This is a genomic window from Methanosarcina sp. MTP4, from assembly GCF_000970045.1.
GTDB lineage: Archaea > Halobacteriota > Methanosarcinia > Methanosarcinales > Methanosarcinaceae > MTP4.
Map to the genome: position 1 here is coordinate 2,592,092 of NZ_CP009505.1, position 25,525 is coordinate 2,617,616.

General features: G+C 47.1%; 22 protein-coding genes. 8 read left to right on the forward strand and 14 right to left on the reverse strand.

Annotation, left to right across the window (positions count from 1 at the left end; translation table 11 throughout):
• The first annotated feature begins 145 nt into the window (after positions 1-145).
• Together MSMTP_RS10725 and MSMTP_RS10730 are read left to right on the forward strand one after the other, a co-directional pair.
• Positions 146-544: a DUF1699 family protein gene (locus MSMTP_RS10725; RefSeq protein WP_048179144.1), complete on the forward strand. Its 399-nt coding sequence runs from the start codon at positions 146-148 to the stop codon at positions 542-544.
• Between the two features lie 943 nt (positions 545-1,487).
• Positions 1,488-1,838 carry a hypothetical protein gene (locus tag MSMTP_RS10730; protein ID WP_048179146.1) on the forward strand — a complete coding sequence of 117 codons (351 nt, stop codon included), beginning with the start codon at positions 1,488-1,490 and terminating at the stop codon, positions 1,836-1,838.
• A gap of 87 nt (positions 1,839-1,925) precedes the next feature.
• Here the strand turns inward: MSMTP_RS10730 and MSMTP_RS18555 are convergent, their stop codons facing one another.
• From MSMTP_RS18555 to MSMTP_RS10780, 11 genes are all read right to left on the reverse strand, one after another.
• Complete coding sequence (locus tag MSMTP_RS18555; protein WP_082090591.1) at positions 1,926-2,063, reverse strand: DNA-directed RNA polymerase subunit P; 138 nt, start codon at positions 2,061-2,063, stop codon at positions 1,926-1,928.
• 27 nt (positions 2,064-2,090) lie between these two features.
• Positions 2,091-2,375 carry a 50S ribosomal protein L37ae gene (locus MSMTP_RS10735; RefSeq protein ID WP_048179148.1) on the reverse strand — a complete coding sequence of 95 codons (285 nt, stop codon included), beginning with the start codon at positions 2,373-2,375 and terminating at the stop codon, positions 2,091-2,093.
• 164 nt (positions 2,376-2,539) lie between these two features.
• Entirely contained in the window at positions 2,540-3,340 is an 801-nt protein-coding gene (rrp42, locus tag MSMTP_RS10740) for an exosome complex protein Rrp42 (RefSeq protein WP_048179150.1), read from the reverse strand.
• Positions 3,324-4,679 (reverse strand): exosome complex exonuclease Rrp41, encoded by a 1,356-nt coding sequence (rrp41, locus tag MSMTP_RS10745; protein WP_048179152.1) that lies wholly within the window; start codon positions 4,677-4,679, stop codon positions 3,324-3,326. The genes rrp42 and rrp41 overlap by 17 nt, the downstream gene beginning before the upstream one ends.
• A gap of 89 nt (positions 4,680-4,768) precedes the next feature.
• Positions 4,769-5,566, reverse strand: coding sequence for an exosome complex RNA-binding protein Rrp4 (gene rrp4, locus MSMTP_RS10750; protein ID WP_048179154.1), 798 nt, complete (start codon positions 5,564-5,566; stop codon positions 4,769-4,771).
• An 11-nt stretch (positions 5,567-5,577) separates the two neighbouring features.
• Entirely contained in the window at positions 5,578-6,270 is a 693-nt protein-coding gene (locus tag MSMTP_RS10755) for a ribosome assembly factor SBDS (protein ID WP_048179156.1), read from the reverse strand.
• A 78-nt stretch (positions 6,271-6,348) separates the two neighbouring features.
• On the reverse strand, positions 6,349-7,098 hold the full coding sequence (psmA, locus tag MSMTP_RS10760; protein WP_048179157.1) for an archaeal proteasome endopeptidase complex subunit alpha: 750 nt from the start codon (positions 7,096-7,098) through the stop codon (positions 6,349-6,351).
• Positions 7,099-8,026: 928 nt separating this feature from the next.
• Positions 8,027-8,398 (reverse strand): Rpp14/Pop5 family protein, encoded by a 372-nt coding sequence (locus tag MSMTP_RS10765; RefSeq protein WP_048179158.1) that lies wholly within the window; start codon positions 8,396-8,398, stop codon positions 8,027-8,029.
• Positions 8,395-9,114: a ribonuclease P protein component 3 gene (gene rnp3 / locus MSMTP_RS10770; RefSeq protein ID WP_048179159.1), complete on the reverse strand. Its 720-nt coding sequence runs from the start codon at positions 9,112-9,114 to the stop codon at positions 8,395-8,397. Before rnp3 ends, MSMTP_RS10765 begins: the two co-directional genes overlap by 4 nt.
• A complete protein-coding gene (locus tag MSMTP_RS10775) occupies positions 9,107-9,550 on the reverse strand; it encodes an RNA-binding protein (RefSeq protein WP_048179160.1) in 444 nt (147 codons plus the stop codon). The genes rnp3 and MSMTP_RS10775 overlap by 8 nt, the downstream gene beginning before the upstream one ends.
• A complete protein-coding gene (locus MSMTP_RS10780; RefSeq protein WP_048179162.1) occupies positions 9,547-10,134 on the reverse strand; it encodes a 50S ribosomal protein L15e in 588 nt (195 codons plus the stop codon). Before MSMTP_RS10780 ends, MSMTP_RS10775 begins: the two co-directional genes overlap by 4 nt.
• A gap of 634 nt (positions 10,135-10,768) precedes the next feature.
• Here MSMTP_RS10780 and MSMTP_RS10790 point away from each other — a divergent pair.
• From MSMTP_RS10790 to MSMTP_RS10815, 6 genes are all read left to right on the forward strand, one after another.
• Positions 10,769-13,522: a DEAD/DEAH box helicase gene (locus MSMTP_RS10790; RefSeq protein WP_048179170.1), complete on the forward strand. Its 2,754-nt coding sequence runs from the start codon at positions 10,769-10,771 to the stop codon at positions 13,520-13,522.
• An 847-nt stretch (positions 13,523-14,369) separates the two neighbouring features.
• On the forward strand, positions 14,370-15,809 hold the full coding sequence (locus tag MSMTP_RS10795; protein WP_048179174.1) for an NAD(P)/FAD-dependent oxidoreductase: 1,440 nt from the start codon (positions 14,370-14,372) through the stop codon (positions 15,807-15,809).
• 255 nt (positions 15,810-16,064) lie between these two features.
• Positions 16,065-16,649: a hypothetical protein gene (locus tag MSMTP_RS10800; RefSeq protein WP_197076070.1), complete on the forward strand. Its 585-nt coding sequence runs from the start codon at positions 16,065-16,067 to the stop codon at positions 16,647-16,649.
• A gap of 366 nt (positions 16,650-17,015) precedes the next feature.
• Positions 17,016-19,349 (forward strand): EcoAI/FtnUII family type I restriction enzme subunit R, encoded by a 2,334-nt coding sequence (gene hsdR / locus MSMTP_RS10805; RefSeq protein ID WP_197076071.1) that lies wholly within the window; start codon positions 17,016-17,018, stop codon positions 19,347-19,349.
• 352 nt (positions 19,350-19,701) lie between these two features.
• Entirely contained in the window at positions 19,702-21,153 is a 1,452-nt protein-coding gene (locus MSMTP_RS10810) for a class I SAM-dependent DNA methyltransferase (protein ID WP_048179180.1), read from the forward strand.
• Positions 21,150-22,895 (forward strand): restriction endonuclease subunit S, encoded by a 1,746-nt coding sequence (locus tag MSMTP_RS10815; protein ID WP_048179182.1) that lies wholly within the window; start codon positions 21,150-21,152, stop codon positions 22,893-22,895. The genes MSMTP_RS10810 and MSMTP_RS10815 overlap by 4 nt, the downstream gene beginning before the upstream one ends.
• A 423-nt stretch (positions 22,896-23,318) precedes the next feature.
• Here the strand turns inward: MSMTP_RS10815 and MSMTP_RS10820 are convergent, their stop codons facing one another.
• The 3 genes from MSMTP_RS10820 to MSMTP_RS10830 all read right to left on the reverse strand — a co-directional run bounded on the left by MSMTP_RS10820 (position 23,319) and on the right by MSMTP_RS10830 (position 25,191).
• The gene (locus tag MSMTP_RS10820; protein WP_048179185.1) at positions 23,319-23,624 is read right to left on the reverse strand and encodes a hypothetical protein; all 306 of its coding nucleotides are present in this window, start codon (positions 23,622-23,624) and stop codon (positions 23,319-23,321) included.
• 1,067 nt (positions 23,625-24,691) lie between these two features.
• On the reverse strand, positions 24,692-24,955 hold the full coding sequence (locus MSMTP_RS10825; protein WP_048179187.1) for a type II toxin-antitoxin system RelE/ParE family toxin: 264 nt from the start codon (positions 24,953-24,955) through the stop codon (positions 24,692-24,694).
• A complete protein-coding gene (locus MSMTP_RS10830) occupies positions 24,955-25,191 on the reverse strand; it encodes a hypothetical protein (RefSeq protein ID WP_048179190.1) in 237 nt (78 codons plus the stop codon). The genes MSMTP_RS10825 and MSMTP_RS10830 overlap by 1 nt, the downstream gene beginning before the upstream one ends.
• Positions 25,192-25,525: the final 334 nt, after the last annotated feature.

The window sequence follows — 25,525 nt, forward strand, 5'->3', positions numbered from 1 at the left end:
TCTGAGATATCAAAAGCTTATATGCCGGGGGTTCGGGGGAATTCTGATTTTTGAATTTTATAAAAGATTGTTAGGGGTAAAATATTTATCAGAAGTAAATGAACTGTAACAGCGGGAAAAAAATAAACAAGTGGGGAATTATTAAATGAAGATACGTGTAGTTAGTTCCAAAGAAGAGATTTTTACGCTTGATCCTAATGAAAAAGTGGTTCACCTGGCGTTTCGCCCCTCGAACATGGATGTTTTTGCGCTTGTTGAGGCCTGCCCGAAAGTTGAGGTAATTCAGCTTCCTGAATCTTACCGTCAGACGGTTTCAAAGGCGATCGAAATGTACCTGGAAATCCAGAGAATCCAGCTCATGGAAGGGGATGTATGGGGTCACAGGAAAGACATCTACGAATACTACATCATCCCGATTTCTGTTATTAAAGATCTAAAGAAATTAGAACTGGAAGGCGCACCCTCAGAGGAGATAGAAAAGATTGTAAAGGAAAACAAACTGACCCCGGAAATGATTACGTATATGCTTTCCAGGGATACATAGCCTGAGTTTGGGGGAGCACGGAATAACTTTATTTACAAAGATGGATGATTACTAATAGGCCAGTTTCATAGATCCGACTCCGAGCTCTAAGGCATTCCATGGTATCTTTTCAGATACACTTTCCTGATCAAATGAAGCTGGTCCACCTCCGTTCTATTCTATAAATTGTATTTAGCAAACTTAATAATTATATCGTAAAGTTTTTTTTCAGAAAAGAGCTACCAATCTTTTATAGAGAAGTAGGTGATTGAGAGGGCAAAGGGTTTCCTCTCAATCTGAAGGGGTTAAATCATTTCGGACGACTGTTTTTTATTTATACCGTTTTTCCAAGTTTTAGAAACTTGTAATTCGCCATAGGTTTGAAAGAATAAAAGTTTTTCCTAATGTACCCAAATGAAAATATTTTTAAACGTAGACAAATATTGCATAAGCAAGTTTTAAAATTTTTGATAAAAGATATCCGAAAGAAAAAAGTTATAGAAAAGTAAGGATCGAGAGGATAAAGGGGTTTATCTCTCAATCATTGGGGTTAAATCAAATTGGGAACGTGCGTTTTTCCGTTTTTAAAATTCCCTCTCAGTCCGAGGTGTTGGACCATCGTAAGAGGAAATCCGTTTTTCCGTTTTTTAAAATTTCCTCTCAATCCATGGGGTTGGATCATATTGGGAGGAATTCTGTTTTTCCGTTTTTCTCAATGTATTAGCTCCATCTGATAATATTTATATTATATATAATTTTTTGACACTAATAATACCTCATTTTTTATAAATATAGATTTCATATAATCTTCTGCTTTTAATCCGTTTTGAGATAATTTTCAGTTGTAAATTTTGAAAATATCCATACATATTTAAATTTCTTCTCGATTACTTTCAGCCCGCTTAATTATTTTTTATATATGTCAGACTGTTTTATTCACATGTAAATTATGGGGGTTTCAAAAATGTATATAAAAACACAATGCCCTGTATGCGGTACAGACCGGTACCACAACATTAAGTTACACGCCCTGGAAAAACAGTTCACGGACCTGGAAACCGTGACCAGGTATACGGTCGAATATATTGAAGTGTCTGATAAGGTGACAGAAGAAGAGCTTGCCAGGGAGGTCCTGGAGAGTATGCGGCCTTATGTGCACGATGGGGTCGAGGTCCGGGAACTCTGGCGCATCTTAAAAAAGTACTACGGAGTTGCAGCTACGTACTGCTGTGATCTGTTGCCCAGGCTGAAAATAGAGATGGAGATTTACTGTCCTGATCGCAGACATCTGTTTTTTGTCAAGGCTATGCCTTAAAATGAAAAGAGAAGGGCTTATATCAATAGAAACCCTTCATACTATCGACTACTCCGTACTCGTCAGCCAGAGTAATGAACATAGTTCTTACTCGGCTTTGATCTGCTTTATAGTAGTCGGACGCTCCTTCACCAGGATTCTGTGTCCGCAGTACGGGCAGCGTATGCCTGTGTACTCGTAATCGATTTCCACTTTCTGTTTACATCGAGTGCACTTGTAACCCATACAACCTCACATACCGGTAATCCGGAATTATTTTGCCTCAAGGGCGTTCTTCATGGTGCGCAGAAGGTTCTGGCCAACACTGGTGGAGGGGATGTAAGTTCCGCCAGCGAAGGTATGTCCGCACTTGCTACACTTCCAGATACCTGTACCGATCCTCTTTACGGTCGGACGGGCACACTTTACACATACGTGGGGTGCACGCATGCGTTCTTCGAGATCTGCAACCAGCTTCCTGTCTTTTCTCCCGTACCTGGTCCCGAATCTACCTGCAGATCTGCTGACTCGTCCTCGTCTAGTATACTTTTTTGCCATCGTTATAAACTCCTTGAACTGTAAAACCTGAAATGTAACACTTTTAGGTCCAAAGGGACTGGCCTAAGTTTAATAGCTTAAACTTAGACCGTAATACAGGCATGTAATATTTATATTTAATTAATCCTGCCCGATGAATACTGCCCAATGAATCCTGCCTGACTTTAGTCCTTCCTTTCAAGGCCTACCAGGAATTCTCCCCGGATTTCTTCAGCCTTTTTGCGTGCCAGCTCAATTGCTTCCAGCAACTCATCCTCGGTAAGAGGGGCAGAACCGATCTTCTGCATGCCGTTAACCGACCCGTCCGAGCTGGACACTACTGTCAGCTTTGTTTCACAGACAGCTTCCTCGTCCCTGCCAGGGTCCACCATAAGCTTCCCTCCGATCTTGGCAATGGTTACACCCACCGGCATTTCCTTCATTGCCAGAGGTGCGTCTTCCCCAATGCCCGCCATCTCGTTCGGGACAATGGTGGTCATGAGGGCTCCAATACCAGCAAGGCAGGATGCGTCAATGATATTCCCTTCGTCATTCAGGACATGAATGTCGATAAAGGCGATCCATACGGATTCGCCTTCCGTTATGCAAAGCTTCTTTATATCAATTGCGCCTGATTCCCTGATTCCCCTGTCCACGACACGGGCCATCTCGATTGCTTCTTCCCTGGGGGGTCCGGGCTCAAAGCTCGGGGAAGCTATGGGATTCAGTTCCAGGTTTGTAATGATCACACCTTCGTCCCGAGAATCAGCGAAAGGAGTTCCGGTCTGGAGCTTTACGCCCACAAGGACCTGGGTTTTCCCGAGGGTCACCTTCGCAGAACCTTCAGCTTTTGCAATAACGTTTGTTTCAAGCTTGATGTCCCTGAAATCTTCGAACCCACGCCCGTCCAGGCGCTTACCTTTGACCATGAGATTGTAAATATAATCTCCCTTCAGGGTAGGAATAACATCACTCATCGTTTTCACCTCCGTTCCCGGCTTCAGGATCGAGAGGGTCCTTGACAACCTTCCAGGGCCCTTCGGCCTCTTCCTCAGCTTCCTCTTCAAGCTCTTCTGCCGGAATTTCTTCTTCCTCTTCGTCAGCTTCGAGCTCTTCCTCAGCCTCTTCTTCGGTTTCAGCCTCGAATTCTTCTTCGAAGGATTCTTCTTCAGCTTCCTCTTCAGATTCCTCTTCGGATTCCTCGGCTTCTTCCTCAGATTCCTCTTCGGATTCCTCGGTTTCTTCCTCAGATTCCTCTTCGGATTCCTCGGCTTCTTCCTCAGATTCCGCTTCGGATTCCTCGGTTTCTTCCTCAGATTCCTCTTCGGATTCCTCGGCTTCTTCCTCAGATTCCTCTTCGGATTCCTCGGCTTCTTCCTCAGATTCTTCTTCGGATTCCTCGGCTTCCTCTTCCTCGGAAATTACTTCATCAGATTCCTCGGCTTCTCCCTCAGATTCCTCGGCTTCCTCTTCCTCGGAAATTACTTCATCAGCCTCTGCTGCCTCTTCAACTTCGGTTGTGCCCGCATATTTGGCGGCCACTTCAGAGATTTCGGCTTCTGCAGCTTCAACGGCTTCCTCTTCCTCAAGCTCTTCGGCTTCCTCTGCTTCCGGAAACTCGAACTTTGTCCTGAGGGCAGCCTGCTGGAGTGCAAAGATCTGGCTGCAGCCTTTCTTCACAAGTTCCAGACCCTTCTTAATTTCATCCTGGGTGAGGTGCCCGTCCATCTGGACCAGGGTAATTTCCCCATCTTGAGTCAGGGCCACCGGGAAATCAGCATCTCCGTAGTTATCCTCATCTTTGCTGAGGTCGAGAACGACCTGACCGTCTACCTTTCCAAAAGCACAGGAAGTCACAAGCCCCTTCATGGGAATGCCAGCATCGGCAAGAGCAACAGATGAAGCATTGATTGCGGCGGTCCTTGTCCCCGCATCTGCCTGGAGGACTTCAACAAAGATATCAATAGCCGCTTTCGGGTACAGTTCACTCATGATCACAGGCTCGAAGGCATCCCTGGAAACCTTTGAGATTTCAATGCTCCGCCTGCTGTGCCCGGGGCGGGCGCGGTCTTCAACGGAAAAAGCAGCCATATTGTATCTGTAGCGGATAACTGCAGAGTCTGGACGCTGCATTCGACGGGGGTGTGCTTCTCTGGGGCCGTATACCCCTACCAGGATCTTGTTCCTGCCCCATTCAAGATAACAGGAACCATCGGCTCTTGAAAGTACGCCGACTTCTATTTTCATGGGCCTGATCTCATCCATACGCCTCCCGTCAAGGCGCAGCCCGTCATCAGTAATTAATTTTTCAGGTTTACCGCTCATACTTTAATCTCCAAACATCCTAAAACAAACTTCTTCTAAACACCGAATTTCCTGGAAATATTCCTTTCAGGTCCAAACCGGTCCGGATCTCAAGCTTTCGGGTCCAGCAACACATCGATTTTTCTGTATGTTTCCTCAGAATGACCTTCTTCAGAAGGTTCTTCTTTTGTGCCGGTCACTTTTTTCTTTTCGCTTTTAAAAAATGCAGCAGGCTTTGGCTGCTTTTGCATTTCCAGCTCATTTTTCAAAAAGCCGTAGACACGATCTGTCAATCCGGAACGCCGGGCTTCAACTTGAATCAGCTGAAGGGCCTTTTTCAAAAGCTCCATATCCTCATCTTTTCCGTCGATCCATATTCTTCCGTTCTGACCAACGAAAATATTACAGTTCGTCTCTTTCTTCAGCATTGAGATCATGGAGCCGCCGTGACCTATTACACGGGGGACTTTCATAGGCTCAACTTCAACAATCTGGCCTGTCCTGAGCTTTTGAAGGCTTGAATCCCGCAGGGCAAGTTCGACTTTCTTGGAATCGTCCACGTCTTTAACCCTGAGGATTGCGGCATCGCCGATATTCAGGATTGAAGGCATATCTGCGGACTCGACTCTTCGCGGATACTCGGATACATGGAACATCCCATCGTAGGGAGCAGCAATATCCATAAACCAGTTGGAGGGGGTAACCGTAACAACGATCCCTATAACCATATCATTGGGGGAGGGCATATAGGTACCCGCAAACGGGATCACTCCAACCTTATCCTCTCTGCTGCTTTCAATACCACACAACGAAGAATAAACCTTACCGTTCTTGACATATGTCCCGTGTCCTGCATTTTTAGCATTCTCGGACAACAGGTCACCAGGGATCACTATCTTTTTTACCATCCAACGTCCTCTTATAAAAGTTTAGTTTGAGCCTCTCCCTTAGTGAGATGATTTAAAAGAGAATAAAAATCATTCTGGATTCCTGCCGGAATCCTGACCACTGCAACCCAGGAGCCGTCATTCTGCCATTCTTCCTTCAAAATACTTCCGCTCCTGGAAATATCTCCGTAAGCCTTGGGAGCATACTCGGGAGGAATTTTTACAGCTACATTGATTTCTTCAAAGCGTATGGGGATCAGAGGCCTGATGGCTTTCATGGTAATTTTTACCAGCTGGTCCACACTTTTTAAGGGATCTATATGCACCTTTGCTTCTTCCATTGCCCTTTCGATACGGGCAGGAGGATGCGGTGCTCTTGTCTGGGGATTTATTGCATTCCTGGAAATGGTGTAGATGACTTTTTTCCTTTTTTCTTCAAGAATGTGCTTTCTCTGCTCTGCGGTTAGCTGAAGCTCTCCGTTTTTCAGAATCAGGGACGCAATCTCAAAGGGGTCGCTTGTCTCAAAAGCATTAATAATATCGGATTCAGCTGCCCGATCTCCTCTGTTCGCATCTTCGAAGATGGTCTCGACTGCAAGGACATCTTCCAGTTTTACTTCCTCGCCCCGCTTGAAGGCCAGGGCTCCTTCAGGTTCGACCAGAACCTCAAAATGCTTGCTTCCTCGCTTGAGCCGTGCAGTCACTGCTTCATCCAGGGACACCATTTTGAATACCTTCCCGAAAATTTAAAATAGAGAATCAGATTTTCTCTGATTACTCATTCTCGAAATGTTATATAGGTTTTATTCTTCACTCTCAGATCCGCTGTGCTTCTCAAGAATCTGCTGGACATAGTTTCCCACTTCTTCAGGCACGAGCTTCCTGAACTGTTTGTCTTCCAGGGTCACCACGCCAACTTCAAGAGTGCTGGCATCGAACTTGCCCTCGGCGGCTTTATAGAGAGCGTCCATTCCCAGGAGAATTGCAGCATCAATATCCATGTCTTCCTTATAATCCGCCTCGAAGACTTCAACAACCGCATTTCTACCTGCCCCGATGGCCGTTGCCTTGTACTCCAGAAGAGCCCCGCTGGGGTCTGTCTCAAAGAGCCTGGGCTTGCTGTCATCCACTCCTGCGATAAGGAGAGCAGTCCCGTAAGGGCGTACCCCGCCGTACTGGGTATAGGTCTGCTTGTGGTCGCAGATCTTCTTGGAGATAACCTCCACACCTATGAGTTCGTCATAAGAGACCCGGTTTACCTGGGCTTCTACCCTTGCCCTGTCAACCAGGGAGCGGGCATCTGCCACCAGGCCTGACGTAGCAGCCCCAATATGGTCATCTATCTGAAAAATCTTTTCAATTGATTCGGCTTCTACCAGCCTGCTCGTTATTCGCTTGTCAACCAGCAACACTACCCCATTGGCTGCCTTGATTCCTACGGCCGTAGTTCCCCTTTTAACTGCCTCACGGGCATATTCTACCTGGAAAAGTCGTCCGTCAGGGCTGAAAACAGTGATTGCCCTGTCATAACCCATCTGTGGTGCCATCTGCATATTCCGTATCTCCTTGTTAAATTTTTTATAAACGCATATCGCTTCAAGCTTTCCCGACCCCATGCCGGGATTTTTTTCTCTTCAAGGGATCTCAGATCCGCAGATCGTCAGGAAAACGCCCGGGGCTGAAAAAGCATTTCCAGCCAGCGGACGAAAAACCTGTACGAAATTTCAAGAGTTTTGAAAGCTGTAAGCTTCAGGTCCGGGCATCCTGGAAAGGATACCGATTTCTCATACCTTATACGGTTTTATTGATATACAGTCTTTTTTCAAGCCTTTTTCCGGGACATCCTGCCCTTACAGGCTTATTTAACGAAGCCAGAGGAAATTACCCCCACTAAAGGGAATTCAAAGGCATTTACGCCCTGCAAGGTATTTTTTCCAAGCGAAATCTGGATTCGCATCTTTGAAAGACCTTTCAGCATGGCTGAAGGCCCGGATACAACGTTAACTAATCCGTTAATAAAGTGTATTTACTCAGTTATAATGCTTGTGAAAGACCGGAGCTTTTCCGGCCCTCAATGTCTGAATTTTTACACCTGTTGTATCAATCAATATATAATCATTTGTCCCTCTAATACCCATTCATCATATTATATGTTAGAGAGCTGTACGTTAAGGGTGTTAGGGAGATATAAGCTAGCGTATTGGAGAGCTATAAGCTAGTGTATTGGGGAGATATAAGCCAGTGTATTGGAGAGCTATAAATTAAAAGCTTTAAACAGCTTTGGAAAGCTTTAAACAGCTTTAATCACCCATTACACCACACATATCGCTCAAAAGCATTAATAACCGGGATTTATTTTGAGAATTACTCATAAATAATCCAGCATCCATTGTTTATCCTTCAACAACTTTTCAGTTATTCTTCAATAGCCAATCAGTAATTCTTCAACAACCTTTCAGCTATTCTTCGAGAACTTTTAGGTTATTCTTCAATAGCCTTCAGGTTGGGTTCGAAGACCACGTAATCATTCAGGTACTTTTCCGTTGCCCCTTTTATCGTGCCGGAAACCCCCAGCACATGCAAGGTTGCACGCAACCGGTTTACCCGGGTAATGGCGGCAAGGGCAGCTCTTGTTTCCGTTACCTTCGAATGGGAGCATTGTATGATTCCTCTCCCTGCTTCAAAGCCGAGCACATGGATATCACATTCGCTCGCAAGGACATCTCCCAGCAGGGCTGAAGCTGATGAAAGGACCTCCCGGACCAGTTCACCTCTGTTCACCGGTTCTTCGGAAAACAGTTCAAAGGCAAGGTAGCGTTTCTTCGAACGGAGCGAGGGCATCAGGTGTTTCAAAGGAAATCAACCTCCTCAACTACTTCCACACCCGCCCGGACATTCCCCGGGGAGGGACGGTTTTTCGCAAGGATCCTTTCCGGCACCGTGCTCAGGGCATCAACGGCCTCGCTTTCCTCCAACCCGAAAAGTTCTGCCAGGGCCAGAAGCTCCCTGGGGGAGCGCAGGTCATAACAGGACATGGCATCGCTTGAAAGGACAAGCTGGACGTCGTATTTCCGGGCAAGGTCGAGGTTAGCCCTCAGGTCCGTTAGCAAGCGGATGCGCCTTGAACCCCTGGAATGGAGAAGGGGCCTCATGTTCAACCCGATAGCCACGTCATTATCGGCTGCGGCTTTTGCAAGGACCTGGTTAATCCCGCTGCTCTTATCAAAAGAAGGGTGGTTCAGGATATCTACACTGGAGTTCTCAACAGCGGCCCGGTTTACCTTTTCGGACCCACCGTGCACGATAAGGACGTCCGCATTCTTCCTGAATTTGCCTACCAGCCCGTGTAGTTTCGAGGGGTTCTCTTCTACAAGCTCAATGCCCCGGAAAATTTCGAAACCTTCCAGTGAAGGCAGGGCAGGTTTCTTTTGAGGAAGTTTGTCGGAATGGTTTGTAAGCGCAAAACCGGCATATCCGAAATGCCGGGCAAGAGAAGCGAGTTCCTCGACACTATTATCCCCGTCAGGAACGGCGTGTACGCAGAAATCGTAAAATTTCAGCTTACCCAAACAATTCCTCCACAATAGCCCCGGCTTTTTCCCGGCTCTTCGGATAGGTTGCAATCTTGACTTTTGCGGTGACCGCATCCGAGGAATCCGTCAGCCGGACCTGCTGGAGATAGGCCGCCTGCTTGTCAAAGCGAAGATGGAATAATTGAGAATCGTCCAGCCTTTCAGGCATCTCTTCCTTGAGCCGTTCTACGTCTGATTCGGGAAGGTTTTCCCGGACAAAACGGGCAAAGCCTAGGCAGTCGGCCTTTTTATTAAGCTGTACGCTGATGATAGTGATAGGATTTCCGTGGTGCCCTTCAGCCGAAAGCTCTTCAATCAGCTTGCTTCCGTCCCGGACTCCGGCCCCGGATAAAAAAAAATCCAGAGCCTCGCGGACTCTGGATGTGTCTTCGGTTGCGTGAGCAAGCACACGCAGCATTATGTGGTGAATCACTTTCCTCGACTCTGGTGCGAACGGATGCTCGGCCTGGTCTTTTCAGTACCCTTGCCGCGCGTAGCCAGGCCTCTGCCCTTCCGGCCAGCACTGGTCTTACCTCTGGTTGCCCTGCCACTTGAAGCTTCACAGACCCAGTTAAGGTTCTTGTCGCTCTTGATTACAGGGTGATGGGGGTCTACAAGGATGACTTCGTACCACTTCTGCTTTCCGTCCTCTCCTACCCAGTAGGAGTTCAGGACTTCCAGGTTAGGGAACTTGCGGTCAGCACGGGCTTCAGCGATCCTCTGGATGCTCATGCCTCCGGTGATCTTGTTCTTACCCATCCTCTGGGTCCTTCTCCCGCGTATGTACCTGGACTTTCTGAGCCCACCACGGCGCACTTTTACCCTTGCGACTACAATGCCCTGCTTGGCTTTGTATCCGAGGGAGCGTGCCCTGTCAATTCTGGTCGGCCTTTCGATCCTAGTAACAGATCCCTGCTTTCTCCAGACCTGCATGCGTTCCCAGCGGAGGTCATTTACGTAAGTCTCACCAGGCTTTTTCCATGCATCAGCTACATATTTGTAAAAAGATTTAGACAATTTTATAACACCAAGTTTCACTTCTTGTTTCACGGTTCAGCCCGGGTCTCGAGCCACATTCCTACGGGAGCTAATCCCGAAAATGAAACATGCGTTAGAACTGAATCATCTGATTTAAAGCTTTGCCCGCAAAAAAACTCCCTCAGGACAGCCACGGCCCCTGAAACCCGTCCTGGAAAAACCAGGAAAAAACCAGGAAAAAACCAGGAAAAAACCAGGGAACCGAAAAGCACAAAAGAACTAAAAAAATATAATGCCCCGGATAATATGAATGGATAAAATGAATGGATAAAATGAATGGATAAAATGAATGGATAAAATGAATGGATAAAATGAATGGATAAAGTAGGCTGGTAAAGTAGACTGGTAAAACAAACTGATCAAATAAACCGGCGAATTAGACTAGTCAAATATAGTCCTAAACGTGAATATTTACACTTACATTATAACCACGGAAGACACGGAAAGCACAGAAGAATTATGCCCTGATTTCCTTTATTCCGTGTTTTCAGTGCTTTCAGTGGTTAAACTTTCACTTGAGATTGGTGAAGGAATTTGGGTCCTTGACTATAAACGGGTCAAATTAGCGAAGAATAAGCAAACAAAACAAGCAAATAAAACGGAGTAAAGGACAGTGGACATATCCCGCCTGCTAGATGAGATCAAAAAATCAAGACGCTACGAAAACCAGATAGTACACGTAGAAAAAATCCCTCCCAGAGAAGCGCAGTACTCTTCGCTGGAACTAAAAACCCCGGTAAAAGCAGCCCTTGCAAAAACAGGAATAAAGGAACTCTACACCCACCAGGCCGAGGCCATCGAAAAAATCCGGGACGGAAAAGACATCGTGCTCTGCACGACCACGGCAAGTGGAAAGTCCCTGACATACATGCTCCCCATTTTCGAAGCCGTGATTGAAGACCCGGAAGCCACCGCTCTCTATATCTCTCCCCTGAACGCCCTGGTAAACGACCAGATGAAGACCTTTCTCGAATTCGAAATGGAACTGGGCTCCGGGACCAGGATTGCCCGGTACACGGGCGCCCTTTCGGATTCCGAAAAGCGAAAGGTAAGGGAAGGGAGGACAAACGTGGTCTTCACAAACCCCGAGATGATCCACATGAGTTTTCTTGCCTGGCACCATCTCTGGAGGCGTTTTTTCTCAAACCTGAAGTTCATCGTCGTGGACGAGAGCCACTACTACAGAGGCGTTATCGGGAGCAACATGGCAAACCTCCTGCGCAGGCTGGCCCGGGTCGCCGAATACTACGGGGAGGGGACCCCGCAGTTTGTCTGCTGCTCGGCAACCATAGGAAACCCGAAAGAGCACACTGAGACCCTGATAGGGCGAAAAGCCGAAATGGTCGAAAACAACGGCTCAGGGGCAGGCCCCCAGCAGTTCGTGTTCTGGAACCCTCCCCTCTACATCAACAACAGGGGAACCACCCTCAGACGGAGCAGCTTTTCCGAAGCCTCGACCCTTTTCACGCGCTTCGTCCAGGCAGGGCTGCAGACCCTGGCTTTTACCCGGGCAAGGCAGAGCGTGGAGCGGATGTACAAAAGCTGCAGGGAACTTTTGAGGGAGGGAGCGCTTTCCTCTGCGATCTGTTCTTATCGGAGCGGCTACTTCGACAAAGAACGCGAGGAAATCGAGAAAAAAATGGCTTCGGGGGAACTGCGGGGTGTGATTTCCACCAATGCCCTGGAACTCGGGATAGATATAGGGAGCCTGGACGCCTGCATCCTGGACGGCTACCCGGGAACAGTCATGAGTGCGCGGCAGCAGGCAGGCAGGGCAGGCAGGAGCGGAAACGAAAGCCTTGTTGTCCTGGTGGCCGGGACAAACGCCCTTGACCAGTACTACATGCGAAACCCGGGCGACTTTTTCGGGAGGAACAGTGAAAACGCCGTCCTGAACCCCAAAAATCCCTACATCCTGGCAGGGCACCTGCTCTGCGCGGCAAAAGAAATCCCCCTGAAAGCTTCCGATTCAAAGCATTTCGGAGAAGGCTTTTCCAGGGTTACGGAACTCCTGGAAGCCGAAGGGCTGCTTGCAGGCGACGAAAAGAAGTATGCAACAGACCCCTTCCCATACAAGCACGTCTCCCTCCGTGGGATAGATAATAATACGTATTCTCTCCTGGCCATTGAAGGGAAGAAACGCTTCCCGATCGAAAAGGATATGGAAGAAGCCCTGGCCTTCCGGGAATGCTACCCCGGAGCGGTCTACATGCATAGGGGAGAGTCCTACTACGTGAACAGGATCGACCACGAGAAAAAGGAGATCCATGCCGTAAAGACCCATGACAGTTATTATACTAAGCCTATGATCGACTCTTCGGTTGTCCTGCAGGAGGCTTACGTTGCAAAAGCCCTGGAAAAGGCTCCTGACGTGGAAGTCGGGCTAGGGGAAGTGGAGGTTACGGACAGGGTGATAGGGTACAGGAAGATCCAGTCCCACAGCAACGAGATCATGGCCGCCCATGAACTGGAGATGCCCCCGGTCACCCTGGAAACCGTTGCCCTCTGGCTCAAGCTCCCTGAAAGGCTTCAGGAAAGGGTAGAGGAGCACAGGCTGGACTTTGCAGGCGGGATCCATGCCGTGGAACACGCCATGATAGCCATGTACCCCCTCCACCTCCTTGTGGACCGGAGCGACGTTGGCGGGCTTTCCACCCCTTCCCACCCCGACCTGGGGGGCAGAAGTGCGATCTTCATCTACGACGGGCACAGGGGCGGAGTCGGGTATGCCGAGAAAGGCTATGACCTGATCGGTCAGGTCCTGGACGGCACCCTGAAAGCTATCGAGAGCTGCCCCTGCGAAAGCGGCTGCCCGAGCTGCATCCAGTCCCCGAAATGCGGGAACAACAACGAGCCCCTGGACAAACACGCCGCGATCATGCTCCTCCATGACCTGCTGGGAAAAGCCCCTTACGTCCCCCCCGAAAGAAAAGAAAAACACCTCTCCGAAACCACCGCAGGCCGCGGGCCGGAAAAGAAGGACGCAGGAGCCGCCCTGGACAGGGTCAGGCGCCAGCTCAGGCGGGAAGCCCTCAAAGACGAAGTTATCCCCGAAAACGCGAATAGAGAAAAGGAAAAGACCTTTGTCATGACGGATGTGAAAGGGGGAATGCTCGGGGTAATCTCCGCCCCTGCCCCCGAAAAAGCGGCAGCGAAGGTTTTCAGGGAAAAGCTTGCCGGGAAAATAAAGGCGACAAAAGAAAACCCCTTTGAAATCCGCATAAGGGACCTTGGAGCAGGCAGCAACTACCATTTCCAGGCCTGGACGGAAGTTGTAGAGAACCGGGCAGCTGAAAAAGCCGGGAACTGCGAAGGAGCCGGCGGGAAAAAAACTGTGAAGAAACTCGTTATTAAAAGAATACGGTGAGAAACTTCCGGCGCCGGGGTTCTAATCAAGGAGATAAAATTTTTAGGCATGGCACTATTAAAAAGGAGAAGAGGAAGAAGGAGATTCCTGTTATCCCTTGCAAAATATACGTTGTGTATTTAAAATAGAGTTTGTGTTATGATTGAAAAATTACAGTTTTACATACGGAACATGCCAATACTTATCGGAAACTTTAGTTCATAACTCCCTAGTTTCTAAAAAAAATGAAAGATTCATATAGTACAACAATAGTATATAGTTAATGTAGTGTTATATCAATCAAATAATTTCAGCCAATCGAATAACTGTAGTTAATCAAGTGAAAGGACCCGTTTTTTGCTTATGATAAAGCCTGTTCCTTTGATTTATGGTTCCTTCTATTTACAGTTCCTTCGATTGATTGCAAAATATACTAGTGTAAAAGTTGGGAGGGGTTAGTGATATGAACAGGTTATTTCCATTCATGATGTTTGTAATGGTGTTTATGGCTTTCATGTTTGTGTTTACCATAACTATGTAAACTTGAAAGTCTTCTTCAAATGTTTTCCCGGACCGGATTTTACCGGATAAAAAGGAGTTCCGGAGCATAAGGATAGTGGGCTTTAGCCGGGCTAAAAGGCACGTTTTTTATGTTAGGGGACCTTTTATACTCAGGAAGGAAAAGCAGGGTATAAAAGACAACAGGAAACTTGTTGTAAAATCTGGCAAACTTAATTTTTCATAGATACGCTAAGTTTCCAGGGATGAACTCAGGGATAAACTCAGGAATAAACAGTGGAACTCAGGAATAAACTGATTTTCCAGAGATACGCTGGAACTTCTTACGGATTCTAACGGGGATACGGCCATGGTTAGGGAAAAGCAGGTTTCTGCGAAGGAAGGAGACGGGTCCGAATACGACGTACTGGTCATAGGGGCAGGGCCGGCAGGGATGTTTGCGGCTAACGAGCTTGCAAAGCAGCCGCTGAAAGTCCTGATTGTGGACATGGGCAGGGATATCGATAAGAGGCACTGCCCCATGAAAGAAAAAGGCTACTGCGTACACTGCACCCCCTGTGACATTATGTGCGGGGTGGGAGGCTGCGGGACCTTTTCGGATGGGACGCTGAACCTGCGCCCGGACATAGGGGGAGACCTGGCAGCCCTTACCGGAGACCAGGACAGGGCCTGGGAACTCGTAAACTGTGTGGACAGGACTTTCCTGCGCTTCGGCGCCCCCGAAGGAGCCCTGCTGACGGTGGGCCCGAAAATCGAAGAGCTGAAGCGAAGGGCAGCTTCGGTCGGAGCCCGCTTTATCGAGATCAAGCAGCGGCACATAGGCTCGGACAATGCCCCGGCCGTGATAGGGAATTTCAAAAAGGAGCTTGTGAAAAAAGGCGTGGACTTTTTGCTGGAAACCGAAGTTGCCGACCTCCTGGTTGAGGACGGGACCTGTTCCGGAATCGTCCTTGAAAACGGGGAAGTGATCCGTGCCCGCTACGTGCTCCTGGCCCCTGGCAGGCGGGGCTGTGACTGGGTCTCCGAACTTGTGACCGGGCACGGAATCGATGCCCACTACGGTGGAATCGACATAGGGGTCAGGGTGGAAGTCCCTGCGATCATCATGGACCCGATCACAAAGATCAACCGCGACCCCAAGTTTCACATCCACACCCGGCGCTACGACGACTTCGTCCGGACCTTCTGCACCAACGAGCACGGTTTCGTGGTAAAAGAGGAATACGAAGGCTTCATCGCCACCAACGGCCACTCCATGACAAACACGGAATCCGAAAACACAAACTTCGCCTTTCTGGTCCGCATCGAACTCACCCACCCCATGGAAAACACCACGAAATACGCCCGTTCCATCGCCAAGCTTGCCAGCACAATCGGAGGCGGAAAACCAGTCCTCCAGCGCATGGGAGACCTCCGGCGCGGCCGCCGTTCCACAGACGACCGCCTTGCCCGGAACCTCGTGACCAATACCTTAAAAGACGTCACCCCCGGCGACATCTCAATGGCGCTTCCCCACAGGATCGTCATGGACATAATCGAAGGCCTGGAGACCCTGGACCGGATCATCCCCGGCGTTGCCTCGGACTACACCCTCCTCTACGCCCCCGAAGTCAAGTTCTACGCCATGCAGCTCCGGGTGGACCGCAAGCTGGAGACCAGCATCAAGAATCTCTTTGCAGCCGGAGACGGCGCAGGGCTTTCCCGGGATATCGTTAATGCGGCAGCAACCGGAATTATGGCGGCACAGGGGATTATCGAGGTTGAGAGGGAGAGGGAAAGAGAAAGCTGAAAATTTCAGCCGCCCCATGAATAGATAAGTTGAGAAATAGTTTTCAGTTGTAGTTAAAGGTTTATTTACATATGTAAGGTTTAATGTCCCTTACTGTAAGAGTCTGATATTTTCACAAAATATCCGTATCAATAGACCACTTAGATAAAATATCACGGTACCGAATCTGATATATTCAGAAAAATTAATCCCGAATCTATATATAGAAGCGTTTCATTTTTTTATTAAGGGATATAAGAAATGAAGTATATTTTTTTGTATGTTTTAATTCTCATTTCAGTGCTTTGCAGTCCGGTTTTAGCTGCTGCCAGCGATTCCGCCGATGACACCTATGCCGCCGATACCGGCATACTCGAAACGGATGGTCTGAAAGCAGAGGACATAAACGAAGAATTATTCAGTACGGACAAGTTTGCCGTTCTGAAGTATAATGTTGAAGTTTACAACCGGAACGTCGATAATCTCCCCCCACACATTGCAATTTTCAAAATGCTGGTCAAAGACGAAGACATTCTATTAGTCATGACCCAGGATGACGGCTCAGAACTGTACATCCGGGCTGTCGAAGAAGACTGCAAGGTGGTCGTGTTTGAAAAAATAGAAGACCCCGAAGGTCTGGAGCCAACCGTCACGTGCAGGACCGATAAGGAGACCCTGCGTGAGATCTATCACTCTCCGAAACCTTTCAAAGCCCTGGCAAAGGCGCTGAAGGACGGAAGCATAGAGACAGAACATGCAGGCATTTATGAGAAAATAGGTATAAAGATACTGAAAAGCTCCTGGGTAATCGATTTCTTTAAAGATGCCGGATTCTGTATCCCGGGCCTTAATGTAAAGTAATCGCAGCTGCGGTTATTGCTACCTTTTTTATTACCGTTTTTCTTACCGGAGTATTTTTCACCAGGGTTTTGTTAGAATCCTTTTCTGAATATATCTTTAGTTTTTCAGCAAGTCAGCCAGTTCCCATATGCGAAAACTTTCGGCTTCAAGGACCTTTCTGCCCTCTATTTTCCTCGCGACAAGTCCTGCTTCGGCTTAAAAGTGCGGAATAATTATGATCATAATGATTATGAATATAATTATTCTTGAGGAAGCCAGACTTGAACTTAACTCCTGAACAGGAAAACCAGTAAATATTTTAAGGGTGAGCAGGTTAACAATATGAATATATATTGTCTGCTATGATGAAAATCCGGAAGGCAAACTATGGTTCAGGAAAGGGGAAAGAAGCCAGAGGAAGAAGCCCGCGAAAACATAGACAAAAAAGAACTGAGTGAGCGGGATATCTGCACGAAGTTCATCACGCCGGCGCTCAGGAATGCGAAGTGGGACATACGCACTCAAATCCGTGAAGAAGTGAAACTGACAGACGGAAGGGTAATTGTAAAGGGGAACTCCTCCGGACGGGGAAAACCGAAATGGGCAGACTATATACTCTACCATAAACCAAATCTCCCCCTGGCTGTCATAGAGGCAAAGAACAACAGGCACAGCGTCGGAGACGGCATGCAGCAGGCCCTTATGTATGCCGAGATGCTGGACATACCTTTTGCTTTCAGTTCCAACGGGGACGCTTTTCTGGTGCATGACAGGACTGGCACGCTTGGACAGGTGGAAGAGGAAATCCCGCTTGAGAAGTTTCCTTCCCCCGAATTCCTCTGGGAAAAATACTGTGAGTGGAAAGGGTTTGATGAAGGCAAGCAGAAGGTTGTGACCCAGGACTACTACTCAGGCTCCGGCGGGAAGACCCCTCGCTACTACCAGCGGATAGCAATCAACCGGACCGTGGAAGCAATCGCAAAAGGACAGGACAGAATTTTGCTTGTGATGGCTACGGGCACGGGCAAGACTTTTACGGCTTTTCAGATCATCTGGAGGCTCTGGAAGGGGGGAGTAAAGCAGAGGATTCTCTACCTTGCAGACCGGAACATCCTGGTTGACCAGACCAAGATCAACGATTTCAAGCCCTTCGAAAAGGCAATGACGAAGATCAAGAACAGGAAAGTCGATACCGCATACGAGATTTACCTTTCGCTTTACCAGGCGGTCACAGGCTCGGAAGAGGAGAAAAACATCTACAAGCAGTTTTCCCCGGACTTTTTTGACCTGGTAATCGTGGACGAATGCCACAGGGGAAGTGCAGCCGAGGACTCGGCCTGGCGGGAGATCCTGGATTATTTCAGTTCAGCAACGCAGATCGGGCTAACCGCCACGCCCAAGGAGACAAAGGAAATCTCCAACACTGACTATTTCGGAAAGCCGATCTATACGTATTCCCTGAAACAGGGAATTGAAGACGGTTTCCTTGCCCCGTACCGGGTTGTCCGCATCGACCTTGACAAAGACCTTGAAGGCTGGAGGCCGGAAAAGGAAAAGACGGACAGGTACGGCAGGCTCATTGAAGACCGGATTTACGGCCAGAAGGACTATGACAGGGGGCTTGTGCTCGAAAAAAGGACTGAACTGGTCGCACGGAAGGTCACGGAGTTTCTGAAGGAAAATGACCGCTTTGACAAGACCATCGTGTTCTGCGAAAACATAGACCACGCCGAAAGGATGCGAAGGGCCCTTGTAAACGAAAATAGCGACCTTGCGGCCGAAAATCGCCGCTATGTGATGCGGATTACCGGGGACAACCCGGAAGCGAAAATCGAACTTGACGATTTCATAACCCCTGAAAGCCGCTACCCCGTGATTGCCACGACATCCAAACTCATGAGCACGGGGGTGGACGCCCAGACCTGCAAACTGATCGTGCTTGACAAGCGCATCCAGTCCATGACCGAGTTCAAGCAGATCATAGGCAGGGGGACCCGCATCCAGGAAGATTACGGGAAATTCTATTTTACCATCATGGACTTCAAGAAAGCCACGGAACTCTTTGCAGACCCGGACTTTGACGGAGACCCTGTGCAGGTTTACGACCCGGAAGACGGACCTTTCAGGGGAAGGGGGCCTCTCGAAGGGGACGGGAGCGAGAAGTACTTCGTGGGCGACGTTGAAGTAAATGTCATAGCCGAGCGCAGGCAGTACTTTGGCCCGGACGGCAAGCTGATAACGGAATCCCTCAAAGACTATACACGGAAGACAGTACTTGAAGACTTCGAGTCCCTTGACTCTTTTTTACAGCACTGGAACGAAGCCGAAAAGAAACAGGCAATCCTTGCCGAACTTGAAGAGCAGGGCCTTTTGCTTGACGCCCTTTCCGAGGAAGTAGGAAAAGACTTCGACCCCTTCGACCTTATCTGCCATGTCGCCTTCGACCGCCCGCCCCTGAGCCGGAAAGAGAGGGCTGAAAAAGTCCGGAAAAGCGACTACTTCAGCAAATACGGAGAGCAGGCAAAAGAAGTTCTCAGTGCGCTCCTTAACAAGTACGCGGATGAAGGGCTTGAAAACCTTGAAAGCATGAAAGTGCTCAAAGTCCGGCCTTTTGACAGGATAGGAAGCCAGCTTGAAATAATGAGGATGTTTGGCGGCAAGAAAAGTTATCTTGATGCGGTAAGAGGGCTTGAGAACCAGCTCTATTCAGTCGAGGTTTGATTCGAAGCACTTATCAGGGATTATTCAGTAGTGATCCCCGGAGATTTTTGTATAACGATTTGAATAACTCGTAAGTCACACTTTAAGTCACACTTTACAGTCACACTTTACAGTCAATACCCCAAATTCCTTCAACAATCTCAAATGGAAGTTTAACCACCGAAAGCACGGAAAACACGGAATAAAGGAAATAGGGGCACAGTTCTTCCGTGCTTTCCGTGTCTTCCGTGGTTATAATTATGTGTAAATATTTACATTCGAGACTATGAATCACGCTTTAAATCACGCTTCTTAAAAACACCCTTAAATCAGCAAAATTATCCGATTTACCAGATCATGCAGGAAGGAAAAAATGTCGTTAAGTACCACAATCAAGGGAATCCAGGACATCATGCGAAAAGACGCAGGCGTTGACGGGGACGCCCAGCGGGTCAGCCAGCTTGGATGGATGCTGTTTTTGAAAATATTCGATGCGAGAGAAGAAGAATTCGAGCTTGATGACGAAAACGAATACATCACCCCTATCCCGGAGGAACTGCGCTGGAGGAACTGGGCTAAAGACCCGGAGGGGATTACCGGAGACACCCTCCTGGACTTCATCAACGAAAAGCTCTTCAAGACCCTAAAAAACCTCTCCTTTTCCGAAGGTGACGACCCGAGAGGCCAGGTGGTAAAAGACGTCTTCGAAGACTCCTACAACTACATGAAAAACGGAACCCTGATCCGCCAGGTCATCAACAAGATCAACGAGATTGACTTCACAAGCTCAAAAGACCTGCACACCTTCGGCTCGATCTACGAAAAAATCCTCAAAGACCTCCAGAGCGCCGGAAACGCAGGCGAGTTCTACACCCCCCGCGCAGTTACCCGGTTCATAGTGGACATGGTTGATCCGAAAATAGGCGAGCAGGTCCTGGACCCCGCCTGCGGGACCGGAGGTTTCCTTTCCAGCACAATCGAACACCTGGACAAAAGCAAGAAAAACATCGACGATTTCAAACTAATTCAGGAAGCCATCCACGGCATCGAAAAAAAGCAGCTCCCCCACCTGCTTTGCGTAACCAACATGCTCCTCCACGGAATCGAAGTCCCCTCCCGGGTCCGGCACGACAACACCCTCGCCCGCCCCCTCAGGAGCTACGGCCCGAAGGACAGGGTGGACGTAATAGTCACAAATCCCCCCTTCGGAGGCATGGAAGCAGACGAAATCGAAACAAACTTCCCCGCAGCCTTCCAGACCCGCGAAACCGCCGACCTTTTCCTCGTCCTCATCATGCAGCTCCTCAAAGAAGGAGGGCGATGCGGAATAGTCCTCCCTGACGGAACCCTCTTCGGCGAAGGTGTAAAAAACCGCATAAAAGAAAAACTCCTCCAGGAATGCAACCTGCACACAATCGTCCGCCTCCCGAACGGCGTCTTCAGCCCCTACACCGGCATAAAAACCAACCTCCTCTTCTTCACCAAAGGCGAGCCCACCAAAGACATCTGGTACTACGAACACCCCTACCCCGCCGGCTACAAGTCCTACTCCAAAACCAAACCCATGCGCATCGAAGAATTCGAACCTGAAAAAGCCTGGTGGACCAACAGGGTCGAAAACGAATATGCCTGGAAAGTCTCGGCTGCGGATGTTATTGCTAATAACTACAACCTCGACATCAAAAACCCAAATACTGTGGAAAATGACCACGGCGATCCCGAAGAACTTCTGGAAGATTACAGGGGCCTGCTTTCTGAAATCTCAGAAACCCGAACCGCCCTCAAAAATGAACTTATGGATGCGTTGGCAGGGAAGAAAGCATGAATCAGGATGTTTTTTTTGAGAATTTTGAGATGCTGGCAGAAGCACCTAATGGTGTGCAGGAATTAAGAGAGCTTATTTTGCAGCTTGCGGTAATGGGTAAACTTGTGGAACAGAATCCAAATGATGAGCCTGCTTCTATGCTAGTTGAACTGATTAAGGCTGAAAAGAAAAGACTTGTTACTGAAAGTAAGATCAAAAAATTAAAAACATTACTGATTACTGAAGATGGAGAGGTTCCACATGAAATTCCAAGCGGTTGGAAATGGGTAAAATTTGATGAAATTCTGTTGAGGATATCAAATGGCTATTCTGGAAAACAAAACAAGAATGGAATCGGAATACCTGTTACAAGAATTGAAACCATCGCTTATGAAAAAGTAGATAAATCTAGATTTGGATACGTTGAAAATTTATCGGAAGACATTATTAACAAATATAAACTCGAAAAGTACGATATACTTTTTAGCCACATAAACAGTGACAAACACCTCGGTAAAACTGCAGTGTACTACGATGAAAATTTTTTAATTCATGGAACAAATTTGCTCCTAATCCGATTAATAAATGATTACACTAATGCAGACTACATAAATATTGTAATGAAACATACGCGTGCATCTGGTTTTTTTGCTTCAATTGCTCAACATGCTATAAATCAATCATCGATCAATCAATCAAAAATAAGGAATATACTTATTCCTCTCCCACCCCTCGCCGAACAAAAACGCATCGTCTCAAAAGTCAACGAACTGATGGCTCTCTGCGATCAACTCGAAGCCCGCCAGCAAAAGAAGAAAAAACTCCGAAGCAAACTCAACAGCGCTGCCCTTGACAAAATGCTCAGCGCCGAAAATCAGGACGAATTCGAAGAAAAATGGCGGCGCATTTGCGAAAACTTTGATCTTCTCTATGATAACCCTGAAAATGTTGAAGAACTTCGAAAGGCGGTTCTTCAGCTTGCGGTTCAGGGGAAGCTTGTGGAGCAGGATGAAGGGGATGAGCCGGCAAGTGTTTTGATTAAAAACATTGAGGCTAAGAATAAGAAACTGATTAAGGAAGGGATGATTAAGAAAACAAAAAAATTACAACCTATCGGCACCGAGGAAACACCCTATAGTCTCCCTAATGGATGGTTATGGACTCGCTTTGGGAACATTGCTCCATATATAGAAGCAGGTTGGAGCCCAATGTGTGAAAAAAGGCCTAAAGAAGGCGATGAATGGGGCGTTTTAAAAATAAGTGCAGTTTCATGGGATATATTCAACCCTTCAGAAAACAAAGCACTTCCATCGAATCTAAAGCCAAGGCCGGAATATGAAGTAAAAACAAATGATTTTCTCATGTCAAGGGCAAACACATCAGAACTTGTAGGAAAAAGCGTTGTTGTTGAAGATACTCCTTCCAAATTAATGATCAATGACAAGGTACTAAGGTTATTTTTTTCCAGTTTCGCATATAAAAAATTCTATAACATTTTCAACAACAGTCAAACAGCGCGTTTTTATTATTCGAAAGAGGCATCCGGAACAAGTAGTTCAATGAAGAACATCTCCAGAGAAGTAATATACAATATGCCTGTTCCTCTCCCACCCCTCAATGAACAAAAGCGCATCGTTGAAAAAGTAGATCAGCTCATGGGTTTGTGCGATGAACTTGAAAGGAAACTTAGAAAGGGGCGGGAAGAGAGCGAGCGACTGATGGAGACGGTTGTTCGGGGGTTGATTGAAGGTTCCGCCGCATAAATATAATAAAAAAGTTATAAAACTTAACGGATAGTCCTCTTGAGCGCAGCGAAAAGGATGCCGTGCTCCCGAAGCGGAACTCGGGCGGGAAAGGCCGTTCACTTCGTGAACGGAGCTGCTGACGGGAACTGGAAAATAGTGAGGGCCGCCGGTTTTGAACTGCTGGAATAAAAAACAAAGCCGGGATACTCAGACTAAGATTCTCAGAAAACAGGGCGGCCGGAATATTGTATCAAACCGTTTTTGTCCCGCACGCAGTGCGGCTATAGGAGGAAATTAATGAAAAAGACAAAAATGAAGCAAAAATCTCATAACCACAAATTCTAACGGTTCATGAAGTCATCAATTTCCTCGAATCAAAGCTGATGCAGGATTAATTAAAAAAGTAAAAATGAGAAAGATTTAACTAAACTCAAGTGAATTTTACTCTATTTTCGCTTTCAACTCCATTTCTGGTCGAGGAATGTAAGATTCAGAGATTTCAGTTATACTCTCAACATACAGTATGTATACCACTTTTCCTCCGATTATTTCTTTAGAAATTTTTCCATCAACATCAACGAATTTACGGCAGAAGAACTCAAGATAGTAATCCGGTTCCCATAAATTCCTGTCTGCATATTTTAGTAGATATTCCTGATCCCATGTCTGAAGATAATAATCCGGGCCTTCACTTTTGCTTCCGATCCTTCCATGTTTTACATAAACAAGTCCTTTTAAAGTTCCCATAAAAGATTTCCTCCTTTTGATCTGCAGTCTCGCTTAAAAAGAGTGTGCATTTTAAAAAACAGAAACTGCATAAGTTAATAGCACATGTAAAATATAACTATCTTTTGGAGATTAATTCAACAGTAATTAATAAAATATTATAAATTAATAAGAATTTATATTAATATTATTTACATATGTACAACAGAAGCTATAAAGAAGTCCGACATTCCAGGGACACTCTACGAAGCCCTCGAAACAAAAAGAAGAAGAAGTCTGTTTGAGTGAGCAGAGTAAGTGAAACATACCCCGAGCTCCCGAAGCGGAACTCGGGCGGGAAAAGCCGTTCACTTTGTGAACGGGGCTGCTGACGGGAATTGGAATTGGTGAGGGCCGCCGATTATGAGTTTCTAAAGTAAAAAACAAAGCCGGGATACTTAAGCGGATTTTATCAGGGAACAGGGCGGCCGGAATACCGTATCAAACCGTTTTTGTCCCGCACAAAGTGCGGCTGTAGCAGGAAATTGATGAAAAAGAGGAAAATGAAGCAAAAACCAAACATCCTCAAGTTCTAACGGCTCACACACAAAAAAACGAGGAGCCAAAAATAATGGTGATATTGGGGGGGTGGGCACCCGGATATTGGGGAGTGGGGGTATTGGGGAGTGGGGGTATTGGGGGGTTGAAAAGAGAATGAAAAGAGGGGTCATGAAATGACCTTCCCGGATGCCCATATTATAAATATTCTCCATTATATATAATATTAAAGGAGTACTGAAATTAGTTGTATATCACGGAAGCACTGTAAAAAGTATTACAGTGAACCATAAAGGTTATTTTTTATGTAGTACGGGGAACGGCTATGCAGTATTTGCAAGTTTGAAAAAGGAAGAAAGGGACACAGGCAGTTGGTAGAAGCCATGGTTCAAAGGTTGCTGAGGGAAGTACCGGGTGAAATATAAAAAGGAAGTTATGATGCCCCTGCCAAATCCGTCCTCTTGAGCGCAGCGAAAAGGACCCCGTGCTCCCGAAGCGGAACTCGGGTGGCGGAACTCGGGTGGCGCAACTCGGGTGGCGCAACTCGGGATTCAATATTTCCTGTAAATCTTGCTTCGGTGTCCGATTTCAATGACAAAAATAACCAGTTGCTGGTTTTCAATCGTCATAATAACACGGTATTCGCCAACCCTCAGGGAATAAAAAGGAGCTGTGGGTGAAGCTTTTAATTTTTTTACGTGAGAATAAGGGTCGTTCTTTATTTGTTTAACAGCGCTGTAAACTCTCTGGGCTACTTCGTGGGGAAGTTTTTTCAGATCCTTGCGGGCTGCCTCGGTATAAATCACGGAGTACATTACTCAAGCCCCAGTTCGGCAGCGATCTCCTCTTCGGTGTAGTACCTTCCTTTTTTGATCTCCTCAAGCCCCTCTTCAATCCTTTTAATTGTTTCTTCACTCAGGGGTTCAGGGTCAATTGCCATGTTAACAAGCCTCTCAACAACCGAATTGTAGGACTCCTGGGGATGTGTTTTCAGGCTTGCAAGCATCTCTTTAATTTTTGGGTCAAGACAGATTGTTGTTGAAGCTGCCATATAGGCTCCTATAGGTGTCTATAGGATATGAATATTTGCACCCGCAGTGGAGAAAAAACTATAAATAGAACTCTACGACGCCCTCCAATCAAAAAAGAACCCATAATAAAAATAATAATAATAATAATAATAATAATAATAATAATAATAATAAAGTCCGCTTGAGGGAGCATAGCGACCGAAACGGACACCGTGCTCCCGAATCGGAATTCGGGTGAGAAAAGCGAATGATGATGTTGGGGGAATGGGCACCCGGATATTGGGGAGTGGGGGTATTGGGGGGTGTTGAAAAGAGAATTAAAAGAGGGGTCATGAAATGACCTTCCCGGATGCC